21 protein-coding genes are annotated in these 17,006 nt (G+C 69.0%); 12 read left to right on the top strand and 9 right to left on the bottom strand.

Annotation, left to right across the window (positions count from 1 at the left end; all coding sequences use genetic code 11):
* Nucleotides 1–524: 524 nt before the first annotated feature.
* Nucleotides 525–1,388, top strand: coding sequence for an NADP-dependent methylenetetrahydromethanopterin/methylenetetrahydrofolate dehydrogenase (locus MKK75_RS18560; RefSeq protein ID WP_244044001.1), 864 nt, complete (start codon nucleotides 525–527; stop codon nucleotides 1,386–1,388).
* A gap of 10 nt (nucleotides 1,389–1,398) precedes the next feature.
* A complete protein-coding gene (gene fchA / locus MKK75_RS18555) occupies nucleotides 1,399–2,040 on the top strand; it encodes a methenyltetrahydrofolate cyclohydrolase (RefSeq protein WP_244044000.1) in 642 nt (213 codons plus the stop codon).
* A gap of 333 nt (nucleotides 2,041–2,373) precedes the next feature.
* Here the strand turns inward: fchA and mutY are convergent, their stop codons facing one another.
* Entirely contained in the window at nucleotides 2,374–3,717 is a 1,344-nt protein-coding gene (gene mutY, locus MKK75_RS18550) for an A/G-specific adenine glycosylase (RefSeq protein ID WP_244043999.1), read from the bottom strand.
* 133 nt (nucleotides 3,718–3,850) lie between these two features.
* On the opposite strand from mutY, the gene MKK75_RS18545 reads away from it, so the two are divergent.
* The 8 genes from MKK75_RS18545 to MKK75_RS18510 all read left to right on the top strand — a co-directional run bounded on the left by MKK75_RS18545 (nucleotide 3,851) and on the right by MKK75_RS18510 (nucleotide 9,378).
* Nucleotides 3,851–4,333 carry a DUF721 domain-containing protein gene (locus MKK75_RS18545; protein WP_244043998.1) on the top strand — a complete coding sequence of 161 codons (483 nt, stop codon included), beginning with the start codon at nucleotides 3,851–3,853 and terminating at the stop codon, nucleotides 4,331–4,333.
* A 90-nt stretch (nucleotides 4,334–4,423) separates the two neighbouring features.
* Nucleotides 4,424–5,068 carry a DsbA family protein gene (locus MKK75_RS18540; RefSeq protein ID WP_244043997.1) on the top strand — a complete coding sequence of 215 codons (645 nt, stop codon included), beginning with the start codon at nucleotides 4,424–4,426 and terminating at the stop codon, nucleotides 5,066–5,068.
* A gap of 189 nt (nucleotides 5,069–5,257) precedes the next feature.
* Nucleotides 5,258–5,632 carry an AtpZ/AtpI family protein gene (locus MKK75_RS18535; protein ID WP_244043996.1) on the top strand — a complete coding sequence of 125 codons (375 nt, stop codon included), beginning with the start codon at nucleotides 5,258–5,260 and terminating at the stop codon, nucleotides 5,630–5,632.
* Nucleotides 5,633–5,704: 72 nt separating this feature from the next.
* Nucleotides 5,705–6,460 (top strand): F0F1 ATP synthase subunit A, encoded by a 756-nt coding sequence (locus MKK75_RS18530; protein ID WP_244043995.1) that lies wholly within the window; start codon nucleotides 5,705–5,707, stop codon nucleotides 6,458–6,460.
* A 66-nt stretch (nucleotides 6,461–6,526) separates the two neighbouring features.
* Complete coding sequence (locus MKK75_RS18525; RefSeq protein ID WP_007566773.1) at nucleotides 6,527–6,754, top strand: F0F1 ATP synthase subunit C; 228 nt, start codon at nucleotides 6,527–6,529, stop codon at nucleotides 6,752–6,754.
* A 119-nt stretch (nucleotides 6,755–6,873) separates the two neighbouring features.
* On the top strand, nucleotides 6,874–7,452 hold the full coding sequence (locus MKK75_RS18520) for a F0F1 ATP synthase subunit B' (RefSeq protein WP_244043994.1): 579 nt from the start codon (nucleotides 6,874–6,876) through the stop codon (nucleotides 7,450–7,452).
* Between the two features lie 17 nt (nucleotides 7,453–7,469).
* The gene (locus MKK75_RS18515) at nucleotides 7,470–7,955 is read left to right on the top strand and encodes an ATP F0F1 synthase subunit B (RefSeq protein ID WP_244044011.1); all 486 of its coding nucleotides are present in this window, start codon (nucleotides 7,470–7,472) and stop codon (nucleotides 7,953–7,955) included.
* Between the two features lie 70 nt (nucleotides 7,956–8,025).
* Nucleotides 8,026–9,378, top strand: a complete 1,353-nt coding sequence (locus MKK75_RS18510; RefSeq protein WP_244043993.1) for an NAD(P)/FAD-dependent oxidoreductase — start codon at nucleotides 8,026–8,028, stop codon at nucleotides 9,376–9,378.
* Nucleotides 9,379–9,388: 10 nt separating this feature from the next.
* On the opposite strand, the gene MKK75_RS18505 is transcribed toward MKK75_RS18510, so the two are convergent.
* On the bottom strand, nucleotides 9,389–10,258 hold the full coding sequence (locus MKK75_RS18505) for a formate/nitrite transporter family protein (RefSeq protein ID WP_244043992.1): 870 nt from the start codon (nucleotides 10,256–10,258) through the stop codon (nucleotides 9,389–9,391).
* A 47-nt stretch (nucleotides 10,259–10,305) separates the two neighbouring features.
* A complete protein-coding gene (locus MKK75_RS18500; RefSeq protein ID WP_244043991.1) occupies nucleotides 10,306–11,046 on the bottom strand; it encodes a competence/damage-inducible protein A in 741 nt (246 codons plus the stop codon).
* 77 nt (nucleotides 11,047–11,123) lie between these two features.
* Between MKK75_RS18500 and sfsA the strand changes: the two genes are divergently transcribed.
* Nucleotides 11,124–11,837, top strand: a complete 714-nt coding sequence (sfsA, locus tag MKK75_RS18495) for a DNA/RNA nuclease SfsA (RefSeq protein WP_244043990.1) — start codon at nucleotides 11,124–11,126, stop codon at nucleotides 11,835–11,837.
* Here the strand turns inward: sfsA and MKK75_RS18490 are convergent.
* Nucleotides 11,824–12,666 carry an FkbM family methyltransferase gene (locus MKK75_RS18490; RefSeq protein ID WP_244043989.1) on the bottom strand — a complete coding sequence of 281 codons (843 nt, stop codon included), beginning with the start codon at nucleotides 12,664–12,666 and terminating at the stop codon, nucleotides 11,824–11,826. The genes sfsA and MKK75_RS18490 overlap by 14 nt on opposite strands.
* Nucleotides 12,667–12,782: 116 nt before the next feature.
* Between MKK75_RS18490 and MKK75_RS18485 the strand changes: the two genes are divergently transcribed.
* On the top strand, nucleotides 12,783–13,547 hold the full coding sequence (locus MKK75_RS18485; protein ID WP_244043988.1) for an alpha/beta fold hydrolase: 765 nt from the start codon (nucleotides 12,783–12,785) through the stop codon (nucleotides 13,545–13,547).
* 4 nt (nucleotides 13,548–13,551) lie between these two features.
* On the opposite strand, the gene MKK75_RS18480 is transcribed toward MKK75_RS18485, so the two are convergent.
* The 5 genes from MKK75_RS18480 to MKK75_RS18460 all read right to left on the bottom strand — a co-directional run bounded on the left by MKK75_RS18480 (nucleotide 13,552) and on the right by MKK75_RS18460 (nucleotide 16,831).
* The gene (locus MKK75_RS18480) at nucleotides 13,552–14,313 is read right to left on the bottom strand and encodes an ABC transporter permease (RefSeq protein WP_244044010.1); all 762 of its coding nucleotides are present in this window, start codon (nucleotides 14,311–14,313) and stop codon (nucleotides 13,552–13,554) included.
* Nucleotides 14,314–14,327: 14 nt separating this feature from the next.
* The gene (locus tag MKK75_RS18475; RefSeq protein WP_244043987.1) at nucleotides 14,328–15,260 is read right to left on the bottom strand and encodes an ABC transporter ATP-binding protein; all 933 of its coding nucleotides are present in this window, start codon (nucleotides 15,258–15,260) and stop codon (nucleotides 14,328–14,330) included.
* Nucleotides 15,261–15,394: 134 nt separating this feature from the next.
* Nucleotides 15,395–15,706 carry a hypothetical protein gene (locus tag MKK75_RS18470; protein ID WP_244043986.1) on the bottom strand — a complete coding sequence of 104 codons (312 nt, stop codon included), beginning with the start codon at nucleotides 15,704–15,706 and terminating at the stop codon, nucleotides 15,395–15,397.
* Between the two features lie 163 nt (nucleotides 15,707–15,869).
* Nucleotides 15,870–16,223 (bottom strand): hypothetical protein, encoded by a 354-nt coding sequence (locus MKK75_RS18465; protein WP_244043985.1) that lies wholly within the window; start codon nucleotides 16,221–16,223, stop codon nucleotides 15,870–15,872.
* 269 nt (nucleotides 16,224–16,492) lie between these two features.
* Nucleotides 16,493–16,831, bottom strand: a complete 339-nt coding sequence (locus MKK75_RS18460) for a hypothetical protein (protein ID WP_244043984.1) — start codon at nucleotides 16,829–16,831, stop codon at nucleotides 16,493–16,495.
* Between the last annotated feature and the right edge of the window lie 175 nt (nucleotides 16,832–17,006).

The following is a 17,006-nucleotide window of genomic DNA, read 5'->3' as shown; positions in this document are numbered from 1 at the left end:
CCATGCGGGACAGCCGCAGCACGTGGCCATGTCCATGACTCAAGGACCACATCATCGGAAGTGCTGGGTTGTACGTGGTGGCCCAGGCGCAGACCGTGGATGGGAAGGACCTGAGCGAGGCCGACCTGTCGAACGTGATCGGCACGCCTGGCGTGGGCTAGGGTCGGAAGGAGGCAGTCCAGATCCCCGCAGAGCAGCGCGCAGCCTGCGGGCCGGCGTTTGATGCGGACCCGCCGCAGAACTCGCTCGACTAGCCGCTGTCCGAAGCCACCCCCGCGGCCGGGGAGGGTGGGCCGCGCGTAGGCTGGGGTAGGGAGGGGGGAGCGCGGCTTCCGGCAGGGGCGCGACTCGAATGCAGGCCGGCGTTTCATTCTGAACCGTCGCTCCCCTCGCCCGACCTCCTTCTGGGGCCACCCTCCCCCGCAGAGGGGGGAGGGGACGCGCGGATCCCGGCCCTGACTCCGATCACGATTGAAGACACCCTGACGGCGCCGCACAGGCGCGACGGAAAGGTCCGAAAAGAAATGACCAAAAAACTGCTGTTCCTGTTCGACACCGATGCGGTTCCGAACGTGTTCGACACGGTGGTCGGCTACGACGGCGGCGCCGATCACATCACCGGTTACGGCGGCGTGACCCCCGACAATGTCGGCGCGCTGGTCGACGGCACGATCTACACCCGCGGCGGCTCCGAGAAGAAGTCGACGGCGATCTTCGTCGGCGGCGGCAGCATGGCGGCGGGTGAGGAACTGTTCACCGCGGTCAAGAAGCGGTTCTTCGGCCCGTTCCGGGTCTCGGTCATGCTCGATTCCAACGGCTCGAACACCACGGCCGCCGCGGGTGTCGCGCTGGTGGCCAAGGCCGCGGGCTCGCTCCAGGGCAAGAAGGCCGTCGTGCTGGCGGGCACCGGCCCGGTCGGCATGCGCTCGGCCGCACTGCTCGCCGGCGAGGGCGCCGAGGTCACCATCGCGGGCCGGGCGCTCGACAAGACCCAGGCCGCCGCGGACCAGATCAACACGCGCTTCAAGGTCAACGTGAAGGCCGCCGCCACCCCTGACGAGGCCTCCCGCATCGCCCTGGTGAAGGGTACGAACCTCGTGTTCACGGCCGGCGCGATCGGCGTCGAGCTGCTGCCCGAGGCCGCCTGGGCGCAGGAATCGTCCATCGCGTTCGTGGCCGACTACAACGCCCAGCCCCCGACCGGCATCGGCGGCATCGAGGTGATGGACAAGGGCAAGGACCGCAACGGCAAGCAGGCCTTCGGGGCGCTGGGCATCGGCGGCCTGAAGCTCAAGCTGCACCGGGCCTGCGTCGGCCAGCTCTTCGAGAGCACCGACAAGGTGCTCGACGCCGAGGAGATCTACGCCCTCGCCAAGACGATGGCCTGAGGAGGCGCCGGTGACCGACACGCATCGCCCCGAGACCGACAGCATCGAGACGTTCCTGACGGAGCTCGCGAGCGCCGCCCCGACCCCCGGGGGCGGCGGCGCGGCGGCGATCTCCGGCGCCATGGGCGCGGCCCTGGTGTCGATGGTCTGCAACCTCACCATCGGCAAGAAGAAGTACGTCGAGGTCGAGGCCGAGCTGAAGGACGTGCTCGCCCGGTCCGAGGGGCTGCGGGTCGTGCTGACCGGCATGATCGGCGAGGACGTCCAGGCCTTCGACGCCGTCATGGGCGCCTACGGGATGCCCAAGGGCACCGACGACGAGAAGGCGGCGCGCGCGGAAAAGATCCAGGCGGCGCTCAAGACGGCCTGCGATGTGCCGCTCGCCTGCTGCCGGGCCTGCCGCAACGTGATCGACCTCGCGGCGATCACCGCCGACAAGGGCAATCTCAACGTGGTGTCGGATGCCGGCGTGGCGGTGCTCTCGGCCTATGGCGGCCTGCGCAGCGCGGCGCTCAACGTCTACGTGAACGCCAAGGGGCTCGAAGACCGGGACTTCGCCGACGAGCGGCTGAAGGAGCTCGAGGAGTTGCTCGCGGAGGCCGGGGCGCTGACCGAGAAGATCTACGGGGTGGTGAAGGCCAAGGTGAACTGACCATCCACGCTCCTCTCCCTCCCCCCTCTGTGGGGGAGGGTGGCCCCCGAAGGAGGTCGGGAGAGGGGAGCGACGGTGCAGAATGAAACGCCGGCCTTCATGACGGTCGCGCCCCTTCCGGAAGCCGGGCTCCCCTCTCCCGACCCCTGCTGACGCAGGGGCCACCCTCCCCCGCAGAGGGGGGAGGGAGAGTGCGTGGGGATTCTGGACTGCATCTTCGATCGCCCGGATGGCCATCCTGAACCGAATGTACGAATCTGCGAAGGGCATCGTTGCGGCTGGGAGAGACCTCGGCATCGCCGCCACCGCGTCCATCCCACCCGCCATCCGACTTCATCGTCGTCTTGCAGCGCCGGGCCGCCGCGCCGACGATCTCTGTCGCGCCGGAGCGGCGGGCAACTCCACCTCCCCATCGAGCAGATCATCCACCTCCGGCGGGGGGGCGGGCGCTACCTTCGGCGGTGGCTTCGGCACGGCCCGGACGCGCGGGCGCGGCTCGGGATCCGGCATCGAGACCGGCGCCTCCAAAGCGGCGAGCAGCGGCATCGGCGGCGGCTCCTTCTTCGGGCGCCCCCGCGGCTTCTTCTCCGGTTCGGGCTTCGGGTCGAAGGCGTGGGCCAGGACCTTGCGCATCAGGCCGGGCAGCGGCTCCGCGTCGAGGGCCGAGCGTGGCGTGAACCGCATCCCGGGCGGTGTCGGCGTCGAGAGCGCCACGCGGGCCGCGAACACGGTCAGCTCCAGGGGGAAATGCGTGAAGCCGTGGCGCACCAGGCCCGGCAGCCGTTTCCACCGTGCGTCGAGGGGCGCGTCGAGCAGGGCGCCGGCGACATCGTAATTCGTCTCCCAGGCGCTGCCGGGCGGCTCGGCCATGCTGCCGAGCAGACCTTCGGGCTGCCGCGTCCGCAGCAGCACCGCCTCGTCGCCGCTGCGGATCGCCACGAAGACGGCCCCCCGGCGCAGCGCCCCCTTGGTCACCTTGATCTTGCGCGGAAACGTCTCCTGCGTGCCCAGCGCCCGGGCGCGGCACGGCAGCATCCAGGGGCAGAGCGCGCAGGCCGGCCGCTTGGGCGTGCAGATCGTGGCGCCGAGATCCATCAGTGCCTGGGCGAAATCACCGGGTCTATCCTCCGGAACCAGATCCTGCGTCAGCCGGCGGATCTCCGGGCGGCTCCCCGGCAGCGGTGCCTCGACCGCGTAGGCTCGGCTCAGGACCCGCTCCACGTTGCCGTCGACGGCGGCCTCGGGCCGGTCGAAGGCGATCGCCGCGATCGCGCCCGCCGTGTAGGCGCCGATGCCCGGAAGCTTGCGCAGGCCCTCGGCCGTGTCGGGGAAGCGCCCGCCGGCCGCCGCGACCGCCTTCGCGCAGGCATGCAGGTTGCGCGCGCGGGAGTAATAGCCGAGCCCGGCCCAGGCTGCCATCACGGCTTCCTCGGGGGCCTCGGCCAGGGCGAAGACGCTGGGGAAGCGCGTGAGGAACCGCTCGAAATACGGCCGGACCGCCGCGATCGTGGTCTGCTGCAGCATCACCTCGGAGAGCCAGACCCGGTATGGGTCGGGCACCTCTCCGGCGAGCGCCCGCCACGGCAGGACCCGCCGGTGCCGGTCGTACCAGGCGAGCAGGTCGTCGGCGCGCGGTCCGGGGCCGGCTTGATGATCCGTGGCTGTGCAGGGCGGCATGATCGGGTCGACAGGGACCGCGCTGCATAGCCGGAGGCCGGCGGCGATCATAGGCCGGGCAAAGCGCGGCTGCGTCCTCCCTTCGTCAACCATCCTGCGCTAACGTCGCGCGATCCACAGGGCCGGAACCACCATGGCGCGCGTCAAACCGCTGGCCGAACTGATCGAGGGTTGCATCGGGCCGGCCTTCGCGGCGCAGGGATTCGCCTCGACCGATATCCTGGCCGCGTGGCCGGAGATCGTCGGCGAGCGGCTGGCCCGCTACTGCCGGCCGTCCCGGCTCGAATGGCCGAGGCGCCGCCGCAAGGAGGCCGAGACGCCGGATTCCGGTACGCTGGTGGTGCGCGTCGAGGGCGTGTTCGCCATCGAGTTGCAGCACCTCGCGCCCGTGGTGATCCAGCGGATCAACGCGCATTACGGCTGGCCTTGCGTGTCGCGGATCGTGCTGCAGCAGGATCGGGTTGGACGGACCGGCGCGCAGACGCCGCGCACCCGCATCGATCCGGCCCGGGCCGTCGAAGTGCAGAAGGCGGTCGCGGGGATTGCCGATGACGGCCTGCGCGCCGCCCTCGACCGCCTCGGCACCGCGGCCGTCGCCACGCGCCCCGACCGTTGAGCGGGGCGATTCGGTCGCCTTGCCAGGACGGTCGCGCCCGAGTACCCGCATCGGGACGCCAAGACTGATCAATCCGGCGGAGCCTGCCCGATGACGACGCGACGCGACGCTCTTAAACTCTCCGGCCTCGCCCTCGGCGCCGGCCTCGCCCTGCCATCCTTCTCCCGGGCCGCCCTGGCCCAGGGTGTCGACGCGGCCGCCCTGCTGCAGCCGGGTCCGCTCGGCGACGTCTGGCTCGGCCCCCCGGACGCCAAGTGCACGATCATCGAATACGCCTCGATGACCTGCTCGCACTGCGCCGCCTTCCACCGCAACACGTGGCCGACGCTCAAAGAGCGCTACATCGACACCGGCAAGGTGCGGTTCACGCTGCGCGAATTCCCCCTCGACCCGCTCGCCACCGCCGCCTTCATGCTGGCCCGCTGCGAGGGCGATTCCAAGTACTACCCGATCACCGACCTGCTGTTCGACCAGCAGCCGGCCTGGGCCTTCACCCCGAAGCCGGTGGACGCGCTGGAGCAGATGCTGCGGCAGGCCGGCTACACCAAGCAGACCTTCGAAGCCTGCCTGAAGGACCAGAAGATCTACGGCGCCGTCAACGCCGTGAAGCAGCGCGGGCTCGACGTCTTCAAGGTCGATTCCACGCCGACCTTCTTCATCAACGGCGAGCGCTACACCGGCGAGATGACGGTGGAGGGCATGGAGAAGGTGATCAAGCCGATCATCGGTGCCTGAACGCCGGGCCAGCGCTCGTACGAAGCAGCGCTCGGGAGAAGCGGCTCAGGCTGAAATACCGCAGCAAGATCAATATCTTATCGTGTATGGGCTTCGCCTTGACACTCAAGATAGGCGAAACTATGGTGCGCCCGCTTGCTGGGGGCGTCCAGCCGGTTCCGGATCCTCCCGCCCTGTGAGTTTTGAGCCGTGAACGGCGACGACGCGAGGGGTGGGAACGGGACCGAGGGGACGCCGACGGACAGCGAACTCTCCGCGAGGCTCAGACGTCTCGAGACGCAGATCGAACGGAAGCGGCCGCAGGCTGCTGCCGAGCCTTCCACGCGCCCTCGGACCAACGGGTCGTCCTCGCTGGGCCAGGCCATGACGCTCTCCACGGAGTTCGTCGCCGGCGTGATCGCGGGGGGCATACTCGGCTGGATCGTCGATCATGTCTTCGGGACCAAACCCTGGGGCCTGATCGTCCTTCTGATGCTCGGGTTCGTCGCGGGGGTCTACAACGTGATGCGGGTGTCGGGTTTCTCCGGCGCGCGTCCGGAGCGGCGCGATCGGCAGGAGCCATAAGGCGCGCCGGTCGGTGGCAATCGAGGCGGCCGGCTTGAGCCGGTGCGTCGGACAAGAAGGGCGGGAGCGGGAATGGCGGTCACGATCGACCCGATCGAGCAGTTCGAGCTGAAGCCGCTCGTGTCGCTCGGCCATATCGGCCATCAGCAACTCGCGTTCACCCAATCCGCCCTGTACATGTTCGCCGCCGTCGGGGTGATCGCGCTGATCACCATCGTGGCGACCGCCTCGCGCTCGATCGTGCCGGGCCGGATGCAATCACTGGCCGAGATCTTCTACGAGTTCATCGCCGACACGGTGCACCAGGCGACCGGCGACGGCGGCAAGCGGTTCATGCCGCTGGTCTTCTCCCTGTTCATGTTCGTGCTGATCCTGAACCTGTTCGGGATGATCCCCTACGCCTTCGCGGTGACCAGCCACCTAATCGTCACCTTCGGGCTCGCCGCCCTGGTGATCTCCACCGTGGTGATCTTCGGGGTGATGAAGCACGGCACCCACTTCTTCGGCCTGTTCGTGCCGTCGGGCGTGCCCAAGCCGCTCCTGGCGATCCTGGTGCCGATCGAGATCATCTCGTTCATCTCGCGCCCGATCAGCCTGTCGGTCCGTCTCTTCGCCAACATGCTGGCCGGCCACATCGCGATGAAGATCTTCGCGTTCTTCGTGGTCCAGCTTCTTCTCGCCGGCGCCTGGAGCGTGCTATCGCCGCTCCCGCTGTTCCTGACGATCGCGCTGACCGCCCTCGAGTTCCTCGTCGCGGCGCTGCAGGCCTACGTCTTCGCGACGCTGACGGCGATCTACCTCAACGACGCCCTTCACCCCGGCCACTGATCGGCCGGCTCCACCCGCCGCAAACGTCAAAGCACGTTTCGATCTGAAGAGACCTCAGGAGTTATCATGGATCCCGTCGCTGCGAAGTACATCGGCGCCGGCCTCGCCTGCCTCGGCATGGCGGGTGCGGGCATCGGCCTCGGCAACCTGTTCGGTCAGTTCCTCGCCGGCGCCCTTCGCAACCCGTCCGCCGCCGACGGGCAGCGCGCCACCCTGCTCCTGGGCTTCGCCCTCACCGAGGCGCTCGGCATCTTCTCGCTGCTGATCGCGCTGCTGCTGCTCTTCGCCGTTTGATCGGCGCCGGAGGCCGCGGCCTCCCGGTGAACTCGGTGGGCGCTCCGTGACGGGGCGCCCGCCTTCGTCGGCCACCGCCCCCCGGTGGCCTCAACGAACGGTGTCAGTGTAGCGGTCCCATGGCGCAGCCCAACCCCCTCACCACGCCGCCCCCGGGCGCCGACACGCAGATCGTGCCGGGCCATACCGAGCACACGGAGGCGCATACCGGCGCCTTCCCGCCCTTCGAGACCTCCGGCTTCCTGGCGCAGTTGATCTGGCTCGCCCTGGCCTTCGGTCTCCTCTATTATCTGATGGACAAGATCGCGCTGCCGCGGATCCAGTCGATCCTGAGCGCCCGTGCGGAGCGGCTGCGCGCCGATCTCGATCAGGCGCAGGCGATGAAGGTCGAAGCCGATGCCGCCGGCGTCGCCTTCGAGACCGCGCTGCGGGATGCCCAGGGCAAGGCGCGCGACATCGCGCAGACCACCCGGAACGAACTCGCCGCGAAGGCCGAGACCAAGCGCAAGGCGCTGGAGCAGGAGCTGAACGTCAAGCTCGCTGCCTCCGAGGCGACGATCCGCCAGCGGACCGAAGCCGCCATGGGCAATGTCCGCTCCATCGCGGGCGAGGCCGCCTCGGCGATCGTCGAGCGCCTGACGGGCCAAGCCCCCGACCGGGCCACCCTCGACCGCGCCCTCGACGCCACCGCACACTAGACGGGACCCCAACGATGCTGCTCGAAGCCGAATTCTGGGTCGCCGTCGCGTTCGTGATCTTCATGGCCATCGCCTGGAAGGTCGGCGGCTTCACGGCGATGACCAAGGGGCTGGATGGCCGTGCCAGGCGCGTCCGTCACGAGCTGGACGAGGCCAAGCGCCTGCGCGAGGAGGCGGCCGCCGTGCTGGCCGACTACAAGCGCCGCCGCGCCGAGGCCGAGAAGGAGGCCGAGTCGATCGTCGCCGGCGCCCGCGAGGAGGCCAAGCGGGCCGCCGAGGAGGGGCACCGCAAGCTCGACGACTTCCTGGCCCGCCGGACCAAGGCCGCCGAGGTGAAGATCGCCCAGGCCGAGGCGCAGGCCGAGGCCCAGGTGCGGGCCGCAGCCGCGGAAGCCGCCGTAAAGGTGTCGGAGACGATCCTGCGCGAGCGGCTGCAGGGCGAGGCGGCGCAGGGCCTGATCCGCGCGAGCCTCGGCGAGGTCCGGACCCGCCTGCGGTCCTGACCCTGCCAGACAGGGGAACGAAAAGCCGCCTACGGGCGGCTTTTTTATTGGGCCGCTTCCGTCGTCGCGCATGCACGCGTTCAAGCTGACGAACATCGACGCTCCGAACAACGTTGCCGACGCGGGTGAGAACGGGGTCGGCATGACGGACAAGGCGCGGATCGTCATCGTTGGCGGCGGGGTCGCGGGCATCGAGGTGGCCACCAGCCTCGGACGCGGCGGCCGCGCCGCCGTGATCCTCGCCGACCGCAGCCTGTCCCATGTCTGGAAGCCGATGCTGCACACCTTCGCGGCCGGCACCGCCCGGGCCGACCGGCAGACGGTCGATTTCTTCGCCCAGGCGCGCCGCAACGGCTTCCGGTTCCAGCCCGGGGTCCTGACCGGCGTCGATCGAACCGCCAAGCGCGTGAAGCTCGCGGTCGAAGCCGCCGAGGGGCGGCCGGAGATCGACCTCGCCTACGACCTGCTGGTTCTCGCCGTCGGCAGCCGCGCCAACGATTTCGGTACGCCGGGCGTCGCCGAGCACTGTCTCACCATCGACGACCTGAGCGAGGCCGAGCATTTTCACGACCAGTTCCGGCGCCATCTGCTGGCGCGTCTGGACCGCGGCGGCAGGCTGGAGATCGCGATCGTGGGCGGCGGCGCCACCGGCGTCGAACTCGCCGCCGAGCTCAAGCACGCCATCGACCTGCTCTCGACCTACGGCTCGCCGGACCTGCCGCAGCGCCTGCGGCTCACCCTGATCGAGAGCGGACCGCGGCTGCTGCCGGCCTTCCCCGACAAAGTCTCGCGCGCCGCCGCCCGCACCCTGTCGGACCTCGCCGTCGAAGTCCGAACCGGCGCGATGGTGATTGCGGCCGACGCGACGGGTTTCACCCTGAAGGACGGAAGCCGGATCTCCGCAGGTTTGAAGGTCTGGGCGGCCGGCGTGAAGGCTCCCGACGTGCTCGCCGGCCTCGACGGGCTGGAGCGGTCCCGGACCGGGCAGCTCGTCGTCGGCCCGGATCTGCGCACGACTTGCGATCCGGCAATCCTCGCGCTCGGCGATTGCGCCGGCCTCGTCGATCCGCAGACCGGTAAGCCGGTCCCGGCCACCGCCCAGGCCGCCCGGCAGCAGGCCCAGCACCTCGCCCGCCATCTCGGCCGTGTGCTGGCCCGCGGCGACACGGTGGCGTCGCCGCTGCCGCCGTTCCACTACGTCGAGAAGGGCGCCATCGTTTCGCTGGCCGATTTCAACGGCTGGGGTACGCTGGGCCGCTACACCTTCGGCGGCGGCCACCTGAGCGGCCTGTCCGCCCGGCTGACGCACGACCTCCTGTATCGCCAGCACCAGATCGGCCTGCTGGGACCTGTCCGCGGGACCCTGACGTGGCTGCTCGACGACCTCGATCACCTGATCAGCCCGCCCGTGAAGCTCGACTGACCCGCCGGTCTCAATCCGGCCGTTCGCCCTCCACCGCCTTGGTCTCCTCCACCTCCGGCGCGACCTGCCCGTAATTGAGCACCGCCACCAGGGTCGCGCCGCCGAAGGTGTTGCCCAGCAGAGTCGGCAGGAAGAACTTGAGGCCGTAATCCTCCATCGAGGCGGCGTTCGTCACCACGAGGTAGAACGCCTCGACCGATCCGGCCACGATGTGGGCGAGGCCGCAGAGCGAGACCAGCCAGGTCATCAGCAGGATCACGAAGGGCGCCGCGCTGGCGGTGGCGGGCAGGAACCAAACCATCAGGGCGATCATCCAGCCGGCGAAGATCGCCTTCACGAACGTCGACCAGAAGTCGTGCGCGATGGCGTCGTGGCTGATCTCGGCGAAGGCCTTGAGCACCGGCGGCTCGAAGGCACCCGAATGGGCCACCACGGTCGCGATGGCGAGCGTCCCCAGGATGTTCCCGAACAGGACGATGCCCCACAGCCGGACCACCCGCACGGCCGTCTTGACCGAGCGGTCGTGCAGGAGCGGCAGGACCGGCGTGATCGTGTTCTCGGTGAAGAGCTGCTGCCGCCCCAGCACCACGACCAGGAACCCGACCGCGTAGCCCATCGAGCTCACGATCTTCGCCCAATCGGTCTCGGGCAGGTGGCTGCGCAGGACCCCGGGGACGATCAGCGACAGGGCGATGCTCAGGCCGGCCGCGAAGGCCGACAGGAACAGGGCGAGCCCGTCCCGCCGCAGCTCCTCGTCGCCTTCGAGGCGGATGACCTCGTGCAGCACGTAGGCATCTGGCCGGCCGATCTCGGAGACTTCCTTGAGCAACTCGTCGCGGCGCGCCTCCTGCTCGGCCCGCTTGCTCTTGTCCCGCACCATCCGACCAGCCCCGCTACGCAACCCGTTCCAGTCGGCCGATCCGACACTCAGTCCGTGAGCCGAGCCACCAGGGCCTCGACCGCGCGCCGCGCCTCCGCCAGCGCCTCCGGATCCCGGCTGCGCACCACGATCCGATTGCGGAAACCGTCGGGCGTCATCGCCGGGTAGGAGCCGATCGAGACCTTGGGCCGCTCCTTGGCGATCGCGCCGAGCTCGCCCGCGTAATTGCCCTCCGGCAGGCCGACCGCCTCGATCGTCTCCGAGAGCATCGCGGCGCCACCCGTCAGGGTCGGGGCGATCGAGTCGAGCATCGCCTGCATGATCCCCGGCACGCCGGCCATCACGTGGACGTTGCCGATCCGGAAGCCCGGCGCCTTCGAGACCGGATTGGCGATCAGGTCGGCGCCGAACGGGATCCGCGCCATGCGCAGGCGGGCCTCGTTGAGATCCTCCGGCTTGTGCCGTTCCAGCAGCATGGCCCGGGCGCGCGCGTCGACGTCGATGCCGACTCCGAAGGCTTCGGCGACACAATCGGCCGTGATGTCGTCGTGGGTCGGACCGATCCCGCCGGTGGTGAACAGGTAAGTGTAGCGGGCGCGCAGGGCGTTGACCGCCTCGACGATCATGCCGGCCTCGTCGGGCACGATCCGCACCTCGCGCAGGTCGATGCCGGCCGCGGTGAGGAAGTCCGCGATGGTGCCGATATTTTTGTCCTTGGTGCGACCCGAGAGGATCTCATCGCCGATCACGAGGATGGCGGCGGTGATGGATTCGGTGGTCTGGTCCATGGGGCTCTGGCGTCGGGTGGATCGTGCGGGCAGATAGCGCGACACGCTCTTCCGACTACGACAATCCCGAGGATGCCATGCAGTTCGCCGCGCCGCTCCTGCCGGGACGGCTGGTCCAGCGCTACAAGCGATTCCTGGCCGATATCGAGACCGATGAGGGGCTCGTGACCGCGCATTGCCCCAATCCGGGGGCGATGCTCGGCCTCAATACGCCCGGGGCGCGGGTGCTGCTGTCCCGCTCGGCGAATCCGGCGCGCAAGCTGCCGCTGACCTGGGAACTGGTCGAGGCGGATCTGCCGGGCGGCCCGCAATGGGTCGGCCTCAACACCCTGCGCCCGAACGCCCTGGTGGCCGAGGCTTTTCGCGCCGGGGTGATCCCGGCGCTCAGCGGATACGACGTGCTGAAGCCGGAGGTGCGCTACGCGCAGGCGAGCCGGGTCGATTTCGTCGCGAGCGGCGGCGGTGACGGGCCGTGCCACGTCGAGGTGAAGAACTGCCACCTGATGCGCCGGGCCGGCCTCGCGGAGTTCCCGGACTGCACGGCCGCCCGCAGCGCCCGGCACATGCGCGACCTCGCCCAGGTGGTGGCGGACGGCGGACGGGCGCTGGTCGTCATCGTCGTGCAGATGGACGCGGAGGCGTTCGATGTCGCCCGTGACATCGATCCGGCCTTCGACCGGGCGTTTCGCGCGGCGCGGGCCGCGGGTGTGGAGGTCCGCGCCTATCGCTGCGCGGTCGAGCCGGCGGGTGTCGCGATCGTGGGAGAGATTCCGGTGGTCACGCCGGCATGACGGCCGTGCGCTCGAACATCAGGTTCAGCCGGGAGCGCGAGATTTCCCGATAGCCGTAGCCGTCAAGGTGCTTCGGCAGATCGATCTGCCACTGCCCGGTGCCGTTCTCGATCAGCAACATGCGCGGCAGAAGCGTGTCCGGCGCCTCGCGCAGGAACGGCTCCAGGATCAGATCCTCGGCGCCCTCCACGTCGAGCTTGACGGCATCCACCCGGGTCAGGCCCTCGCTGCGGAGAAGGTCGAGGAGCGTCACCGCCGGCACCGTGATCCGCGCGCCCTCGTTGGTGCCGACGATCCGCAGGCTCGACTCGCCCCGGTTGCGCGGATCGATGAACAGGGTCAGCTCGCCGGCCTTGTCGGCGACCGCGCAGGCGACCGCCTTGACGGTGTGGAACGGATTCTGGGCGATGTTGTAGGTCAAGCGGTTGAAGATGTCGGGCTGCGGTTCCACGGCGATTATCCGAGCCTCCGGCCCCGAGAAGGCGGCCACGCATAGGGCGTAGGCACCGATATTCGCACCGATATCGAGGAAGACGCAGTCGTTCGGCAGGCGCTCCTGCAACAGCGCACGCTCTTCGGGATCGAAGAACTGCGGCGTGAACAGCACCTTCTTCTCGCAATTGTTGTTGTAGGGGTGCAGCCGCATCCGCGCGCCGTAGCGGGTGACGTCGAGGGGCTTGCCGCTGAGCCGCGAGATCGCGATCCGGCGCAGGAACAGCGCGAGGCGCCGGCCGTACCAGGATCCGGCCGGAATCCGGTTCGTGCGGCGGGTGATCGCCGCCACGAGACCGGTCGGTTCATAGGTGCCGTAGGGCTGCGAGTCCGTCATGACCGGCGCGGTTTGCCAGCCGGCGCACAGCCCCGCAAGCCGATCGCGATGCGTTGCCCCGGCAAGCCCGCGTGGTCTAAGCGGTGACCGAGCGTGAGGAGCATGGGTTGCCCGGCATGGAATCCTTCAATTCCGACGGCGTGCGGATCGCCTATATCGATGTCCCGCCCGCGGATGGGGCCGGCACGCCGATCCTGCTGATCCACGGCTTCGCGTCGAACCACGCGGTCAACTGGGTCAACACGCAGTGGGTGAAGGCGCTCACCCAGTCCGGCTACCGGGCGATCGCCCTGGACAATCGCGGCCACGGCGAGAGCGAGAAGCTCTACGATTCGGCCGCCTACAGCTCCGAGGCGATGGCGGGCGACGCGATCCGGCTGCTGGACCATCTCGGGATCACGCGCGCCCACGTGATGGGTTACTCGATGGGCGGGCGGATCACGGCGCATATCGCCCTGGATCACGCCGACCGGGTCCGCTCGGCGCTGATCGGCGGGCTCGGGATGCACCTTGTCGAGGGCAAGGGGCTGCCCTCGGGCATCGCCGAGGCCTTGGAGGCACCCGCCGGGACTCCGGCCCCGAATCCCACGGCCGCCGCCTTCCGCATGTTCGCCGAGCAGACCCGGAGCGATCTGCGAGCGCTCGCCGCCTGCATGCGCGGCTCGCGCCAGACGCTGAGCCGGGCGGAACTCGGCCAGATCGAGGTTCCGGTACTCGTCTCGGTCGGCACCCTCGACACGGTGGCGGGCTCCGGGCCGGGTCTCGCCGCGCTGATCCCGGATGCGCGGGCGCTGGAGATCGAGGGCAAGGACCACTCCACCGCGGTCGGCGCTAAGCCGCATCGGGATGGCGTGCTGGCGTTCCTGGCGGCGCAGCCTTGAGCCTTCAGCTCTTCAGCCGGTACCCCGTCCGGAAGATGTAGGCGACGAGGCCGAGGCAGATCACGAGGAACAGCGCGGTCATGCCGAGGCTGATCGCGATGCTCACATCCCCCTTGCCGAAGAAGGCCCAGCGGAAGCCGCTGATCAGGTACACGACCGGGTTGAGCAGGCTGACCGCGTGCCAGAACGGCGGCAGCATGCCGATGGCGTAGAAGCTGCCGCCCAGGAAGGTCAGCGGCGTCACCACGAGGAGCGGGACGAGCTGCAGCTTCTCGAACCCGTCCGCCCAGAGGCCGATCACGAAACCGAACAGACTGAACGTCACCGCTGTGAGCAGCAGGAAGGCGATCATCCAGAGCGGGTGGTCGATCCGCAGCGGCACGAACAAAGCCGAGGTCGCCAGGATGATCAGGCCGATCAGGATCGACTTCGAGGCCGCCGCGCCCACGAAGCCCAGCACCACCTCCAGCGGCGAGATCGGCGCCGACAGGATCTCGTAGATCGTGCCGGCGAAGCGCGGGAAGTAGATGCCGAACGAGGCGTTGGCGATGCTCTGCGTCAGCAGCGAGAGCATGATCAGGCCCGGCACGATGAACAGCCCGTAGGGCACGCCGTCGACCGCCGAGACCCGCGAGCCGATCGCGGCGCCGAACACGACGAAGTACAGCGTCGTCGAGATCACCGGGGCCAGGATGCTCTGCCCGGCCGTGCGCCAGAACCGGCCCATCTCGAACCGGTAGATCGCCCGGACCGCCGGCCAGTTCATACCCGTAACCCTGTTCATGCCCGGCCTCCTTCCTCGCGGACGAGGCCCACGAAAATGTCTTCCAGCGAACTCTGCTCGGTGTGGAGGTCGTTGAAGCGGATGCCCGCCGCGGCAAGCCCGGTGAGCAGCCCGGTGATGCCGGTGCGCTCGGCCCGCGTATCGTAGGTGTAGACGAGCTCGCGTCCGCCGCCGGCGAGCGCCAGTTCGTAGTCGGCCAGCTCCGGCGGGACCGCCTCGATCGGCTGCTGGAGATGCAGCGTGAGCCGCTTGCGCCCGAGCTTGCGCATCAGCGCCGCCTTCTCCTCCACCAGAATGATCTCGCCCCGGCGGATGACGCCGATGCGGTCGGCCATCTCCTCGGCCTCCTCGATGTAGTGGGTGGTGAGGATCACGGTGACACCCTGCTGGCGCAGCTCGCGCACAAGGCGCCACATGTCCTGGCGCAGCTCCACGTCGACGCCCGCGGTCGGCTCGTCGAGGAACAGCACCCGGGGCTCGTGCGACAGGGCCTTGGCGATCAGCACCCGGCGCTTCATCCCGCCCGAGAGGGTCATCAGCCGGCTGTCACGCTTGTCCCAGAGAGATAGCGCCCGCAGGATCCGCTCGATATGGCCGGGATCCGGCCGAAGGCCGAACAGGCCGCGGGAGAAGCTCACTGTGTTGAGTACCGTCTCGAAGGCGTCGGTGGTGAGTTCCTGCGGCACGAGGCCGATGGTGCGGCGCGCGGTGCGGTAGTCGATGGCGATGTCGTGGCCGTCGACCCGCACCGTTCCTGAACTCGGCGTAACGATGCCGCAGACGATGTTGATCAGGGTCGACTTGCCGGCCCCGTTCGGGCCGAGCAGCGCAAAGATCTCCCCGGGCTCGATGGCAAGACTGACGTCGCGCAGGGCCGTGAAGCCGGTGGCGTAGGTCTTCGATAGCTGCGAAATGGAGATGATCGGCATCGGTGCCTGGATGGAGCGAGGCGAGCCCCGAGCCGACGGACGCCGCCTCTGAGACGGCCGGCGCTATAGCACGCTGCATCCCGGGTCCGGACCGATCCCATGTGCGCCGGCGCACGGTCGAGCAGGTGGCGCCATCACTCGCTGCTGAAGCGCTCGACGATCGCCAAGCATTCCCTGCGCCGATCCGGATCGTCGATTCGAGCGAAGGCCGCCAGCAGGGCCGTGCATTCCGAGGCGGCCGGCCCACGCGGCGGCGCGTGGGCCCCTGCCCGTCCGTGAAAGGTCGAAACGGGAATCTTCAACGCCTCTGCAATCTGCTCGAGCAGCCGTGCCCGCTCGTCGGCGGGGGACGCGGCGCTCCTGGGATGCAATCCCCCTGCGTCCGTCATGATGCCTTCAACACCAATCCTCGATGGGACGCCTCTGCCGTCGCCCGGCGCGAACATCCACATATTCTCGATCGGTGCAACCTACCGTTAGGTTGCGAGCCATGTGGCAGACAGCCGAGCCGTGGTCGGCGGGAGCGGCAAGCCGGATCTGCCCGCGCTCCGACGCCGGCCAATTCAGTCTTCGCCCTTGCGCGCGCGTCTCTGGCCAGTCGAGCTCAGCTCAACCTGCTCGCCGAAGCGTGATGAGCGCGATGAGCCCTAACAGCGTCCCGCCCCCGAGGAACCGACGCCAGGGGTTTACCCCGCGCAGCAGCTCGTCGAGTGCCCACCACGCGAGGGCGAGGTCCGCACCGGCCGATAGCCATTGCGCCAGGGGCTGCCTGTCCTGTGCCGCCCAGGCACATAGCGAGAGCCCACCGAACAACCAGAGCGGCAGATTGGGCCATTGTGCGACCGTCAGATCACCGGTGCTGCGGTTCCGAAACAGCCAATCGACCACCCTGGCGAACGCGCCGATCCTTCCCTGCTCCATGGTCACGGTCTTTCTGGCGCATGCGCCGGTGCTCTGTCGCACGGCCGGCTCGCGACGGCGGGCATAGAACCCTTTTAACGGATCGAGCGTGATCTTAACGGATCGATAACGTTACCGAATGGAAAGCGCTCGTAAATGCCTAACAGAAGCTGAAGAGACTCGCGGAATTTCCGTTAATGCGATGATAATGCGGTGGTGAAGCCGCGGTGCCGCCGCCCTTCGAAGAGGATCGACCATGAGCGCCCGTCTTGAAGATCTGAAGTTCATGCTGACGCTCAGCGCCGTCGTGCTGTTCGGCAGCGGCCTCGATATCATCCTGCGCTGACCGGGGTCGCGCGCGCGGGCTGGAACTGCGGGTTGTCGGGCACGATGGCGCGCCGCAGTGCGGATCGGGCCGTCGAGTCGCAGGTTGGCTCAGAGCGGCCAGCCTCTGCCGCATAGGGAATTGCGTTCCCGCCGATCCCGATGATGATCCGACGGCGCGAGCCGCCGATATCGAAGGGCGCTGAAGCGCTTTGGCCGGAACGGAGGAAGCTTCGCAATTCGGCGGCCCTCGCCTCCCGTTCCGCCCGGATCTTGATGAGGGCGAGCGCGAGGCCGATCAGCCCTGAAGCCTCCAGCAAGGCTGCAATCACGTAGCCCGAAGCCATCCAACCTTACCGCGCACGCTGATGGGGGGACCGCTCTGGCAGCGGCCTATCCCGATCTGCGCCCGCATGGTTAGCGCACCCTTAATGGCTCGGTCCTCATCGCGGCGCCGTCGCTGTTTGTCCGCCCGCAGCGGCACGATGATCACCAGACCGCGCGTCCGTGGCCGCGATTCCT

It is taken from the genome of Methylobacterium sp. J-030, assembly GCF_022829545.1.
In the GTDB taxonomy this organism is placed as follows: domain Bacteria; phylum Pseudomonadota; class Alphaproteobacteria; order Rhizobiales; family Beijerinckiaceae; genus Methylobacterium.
Note: the sequence above shows the minus strand (reverse complement) of the source record. Positions and strands in the feature narration are given on the sequence as shown.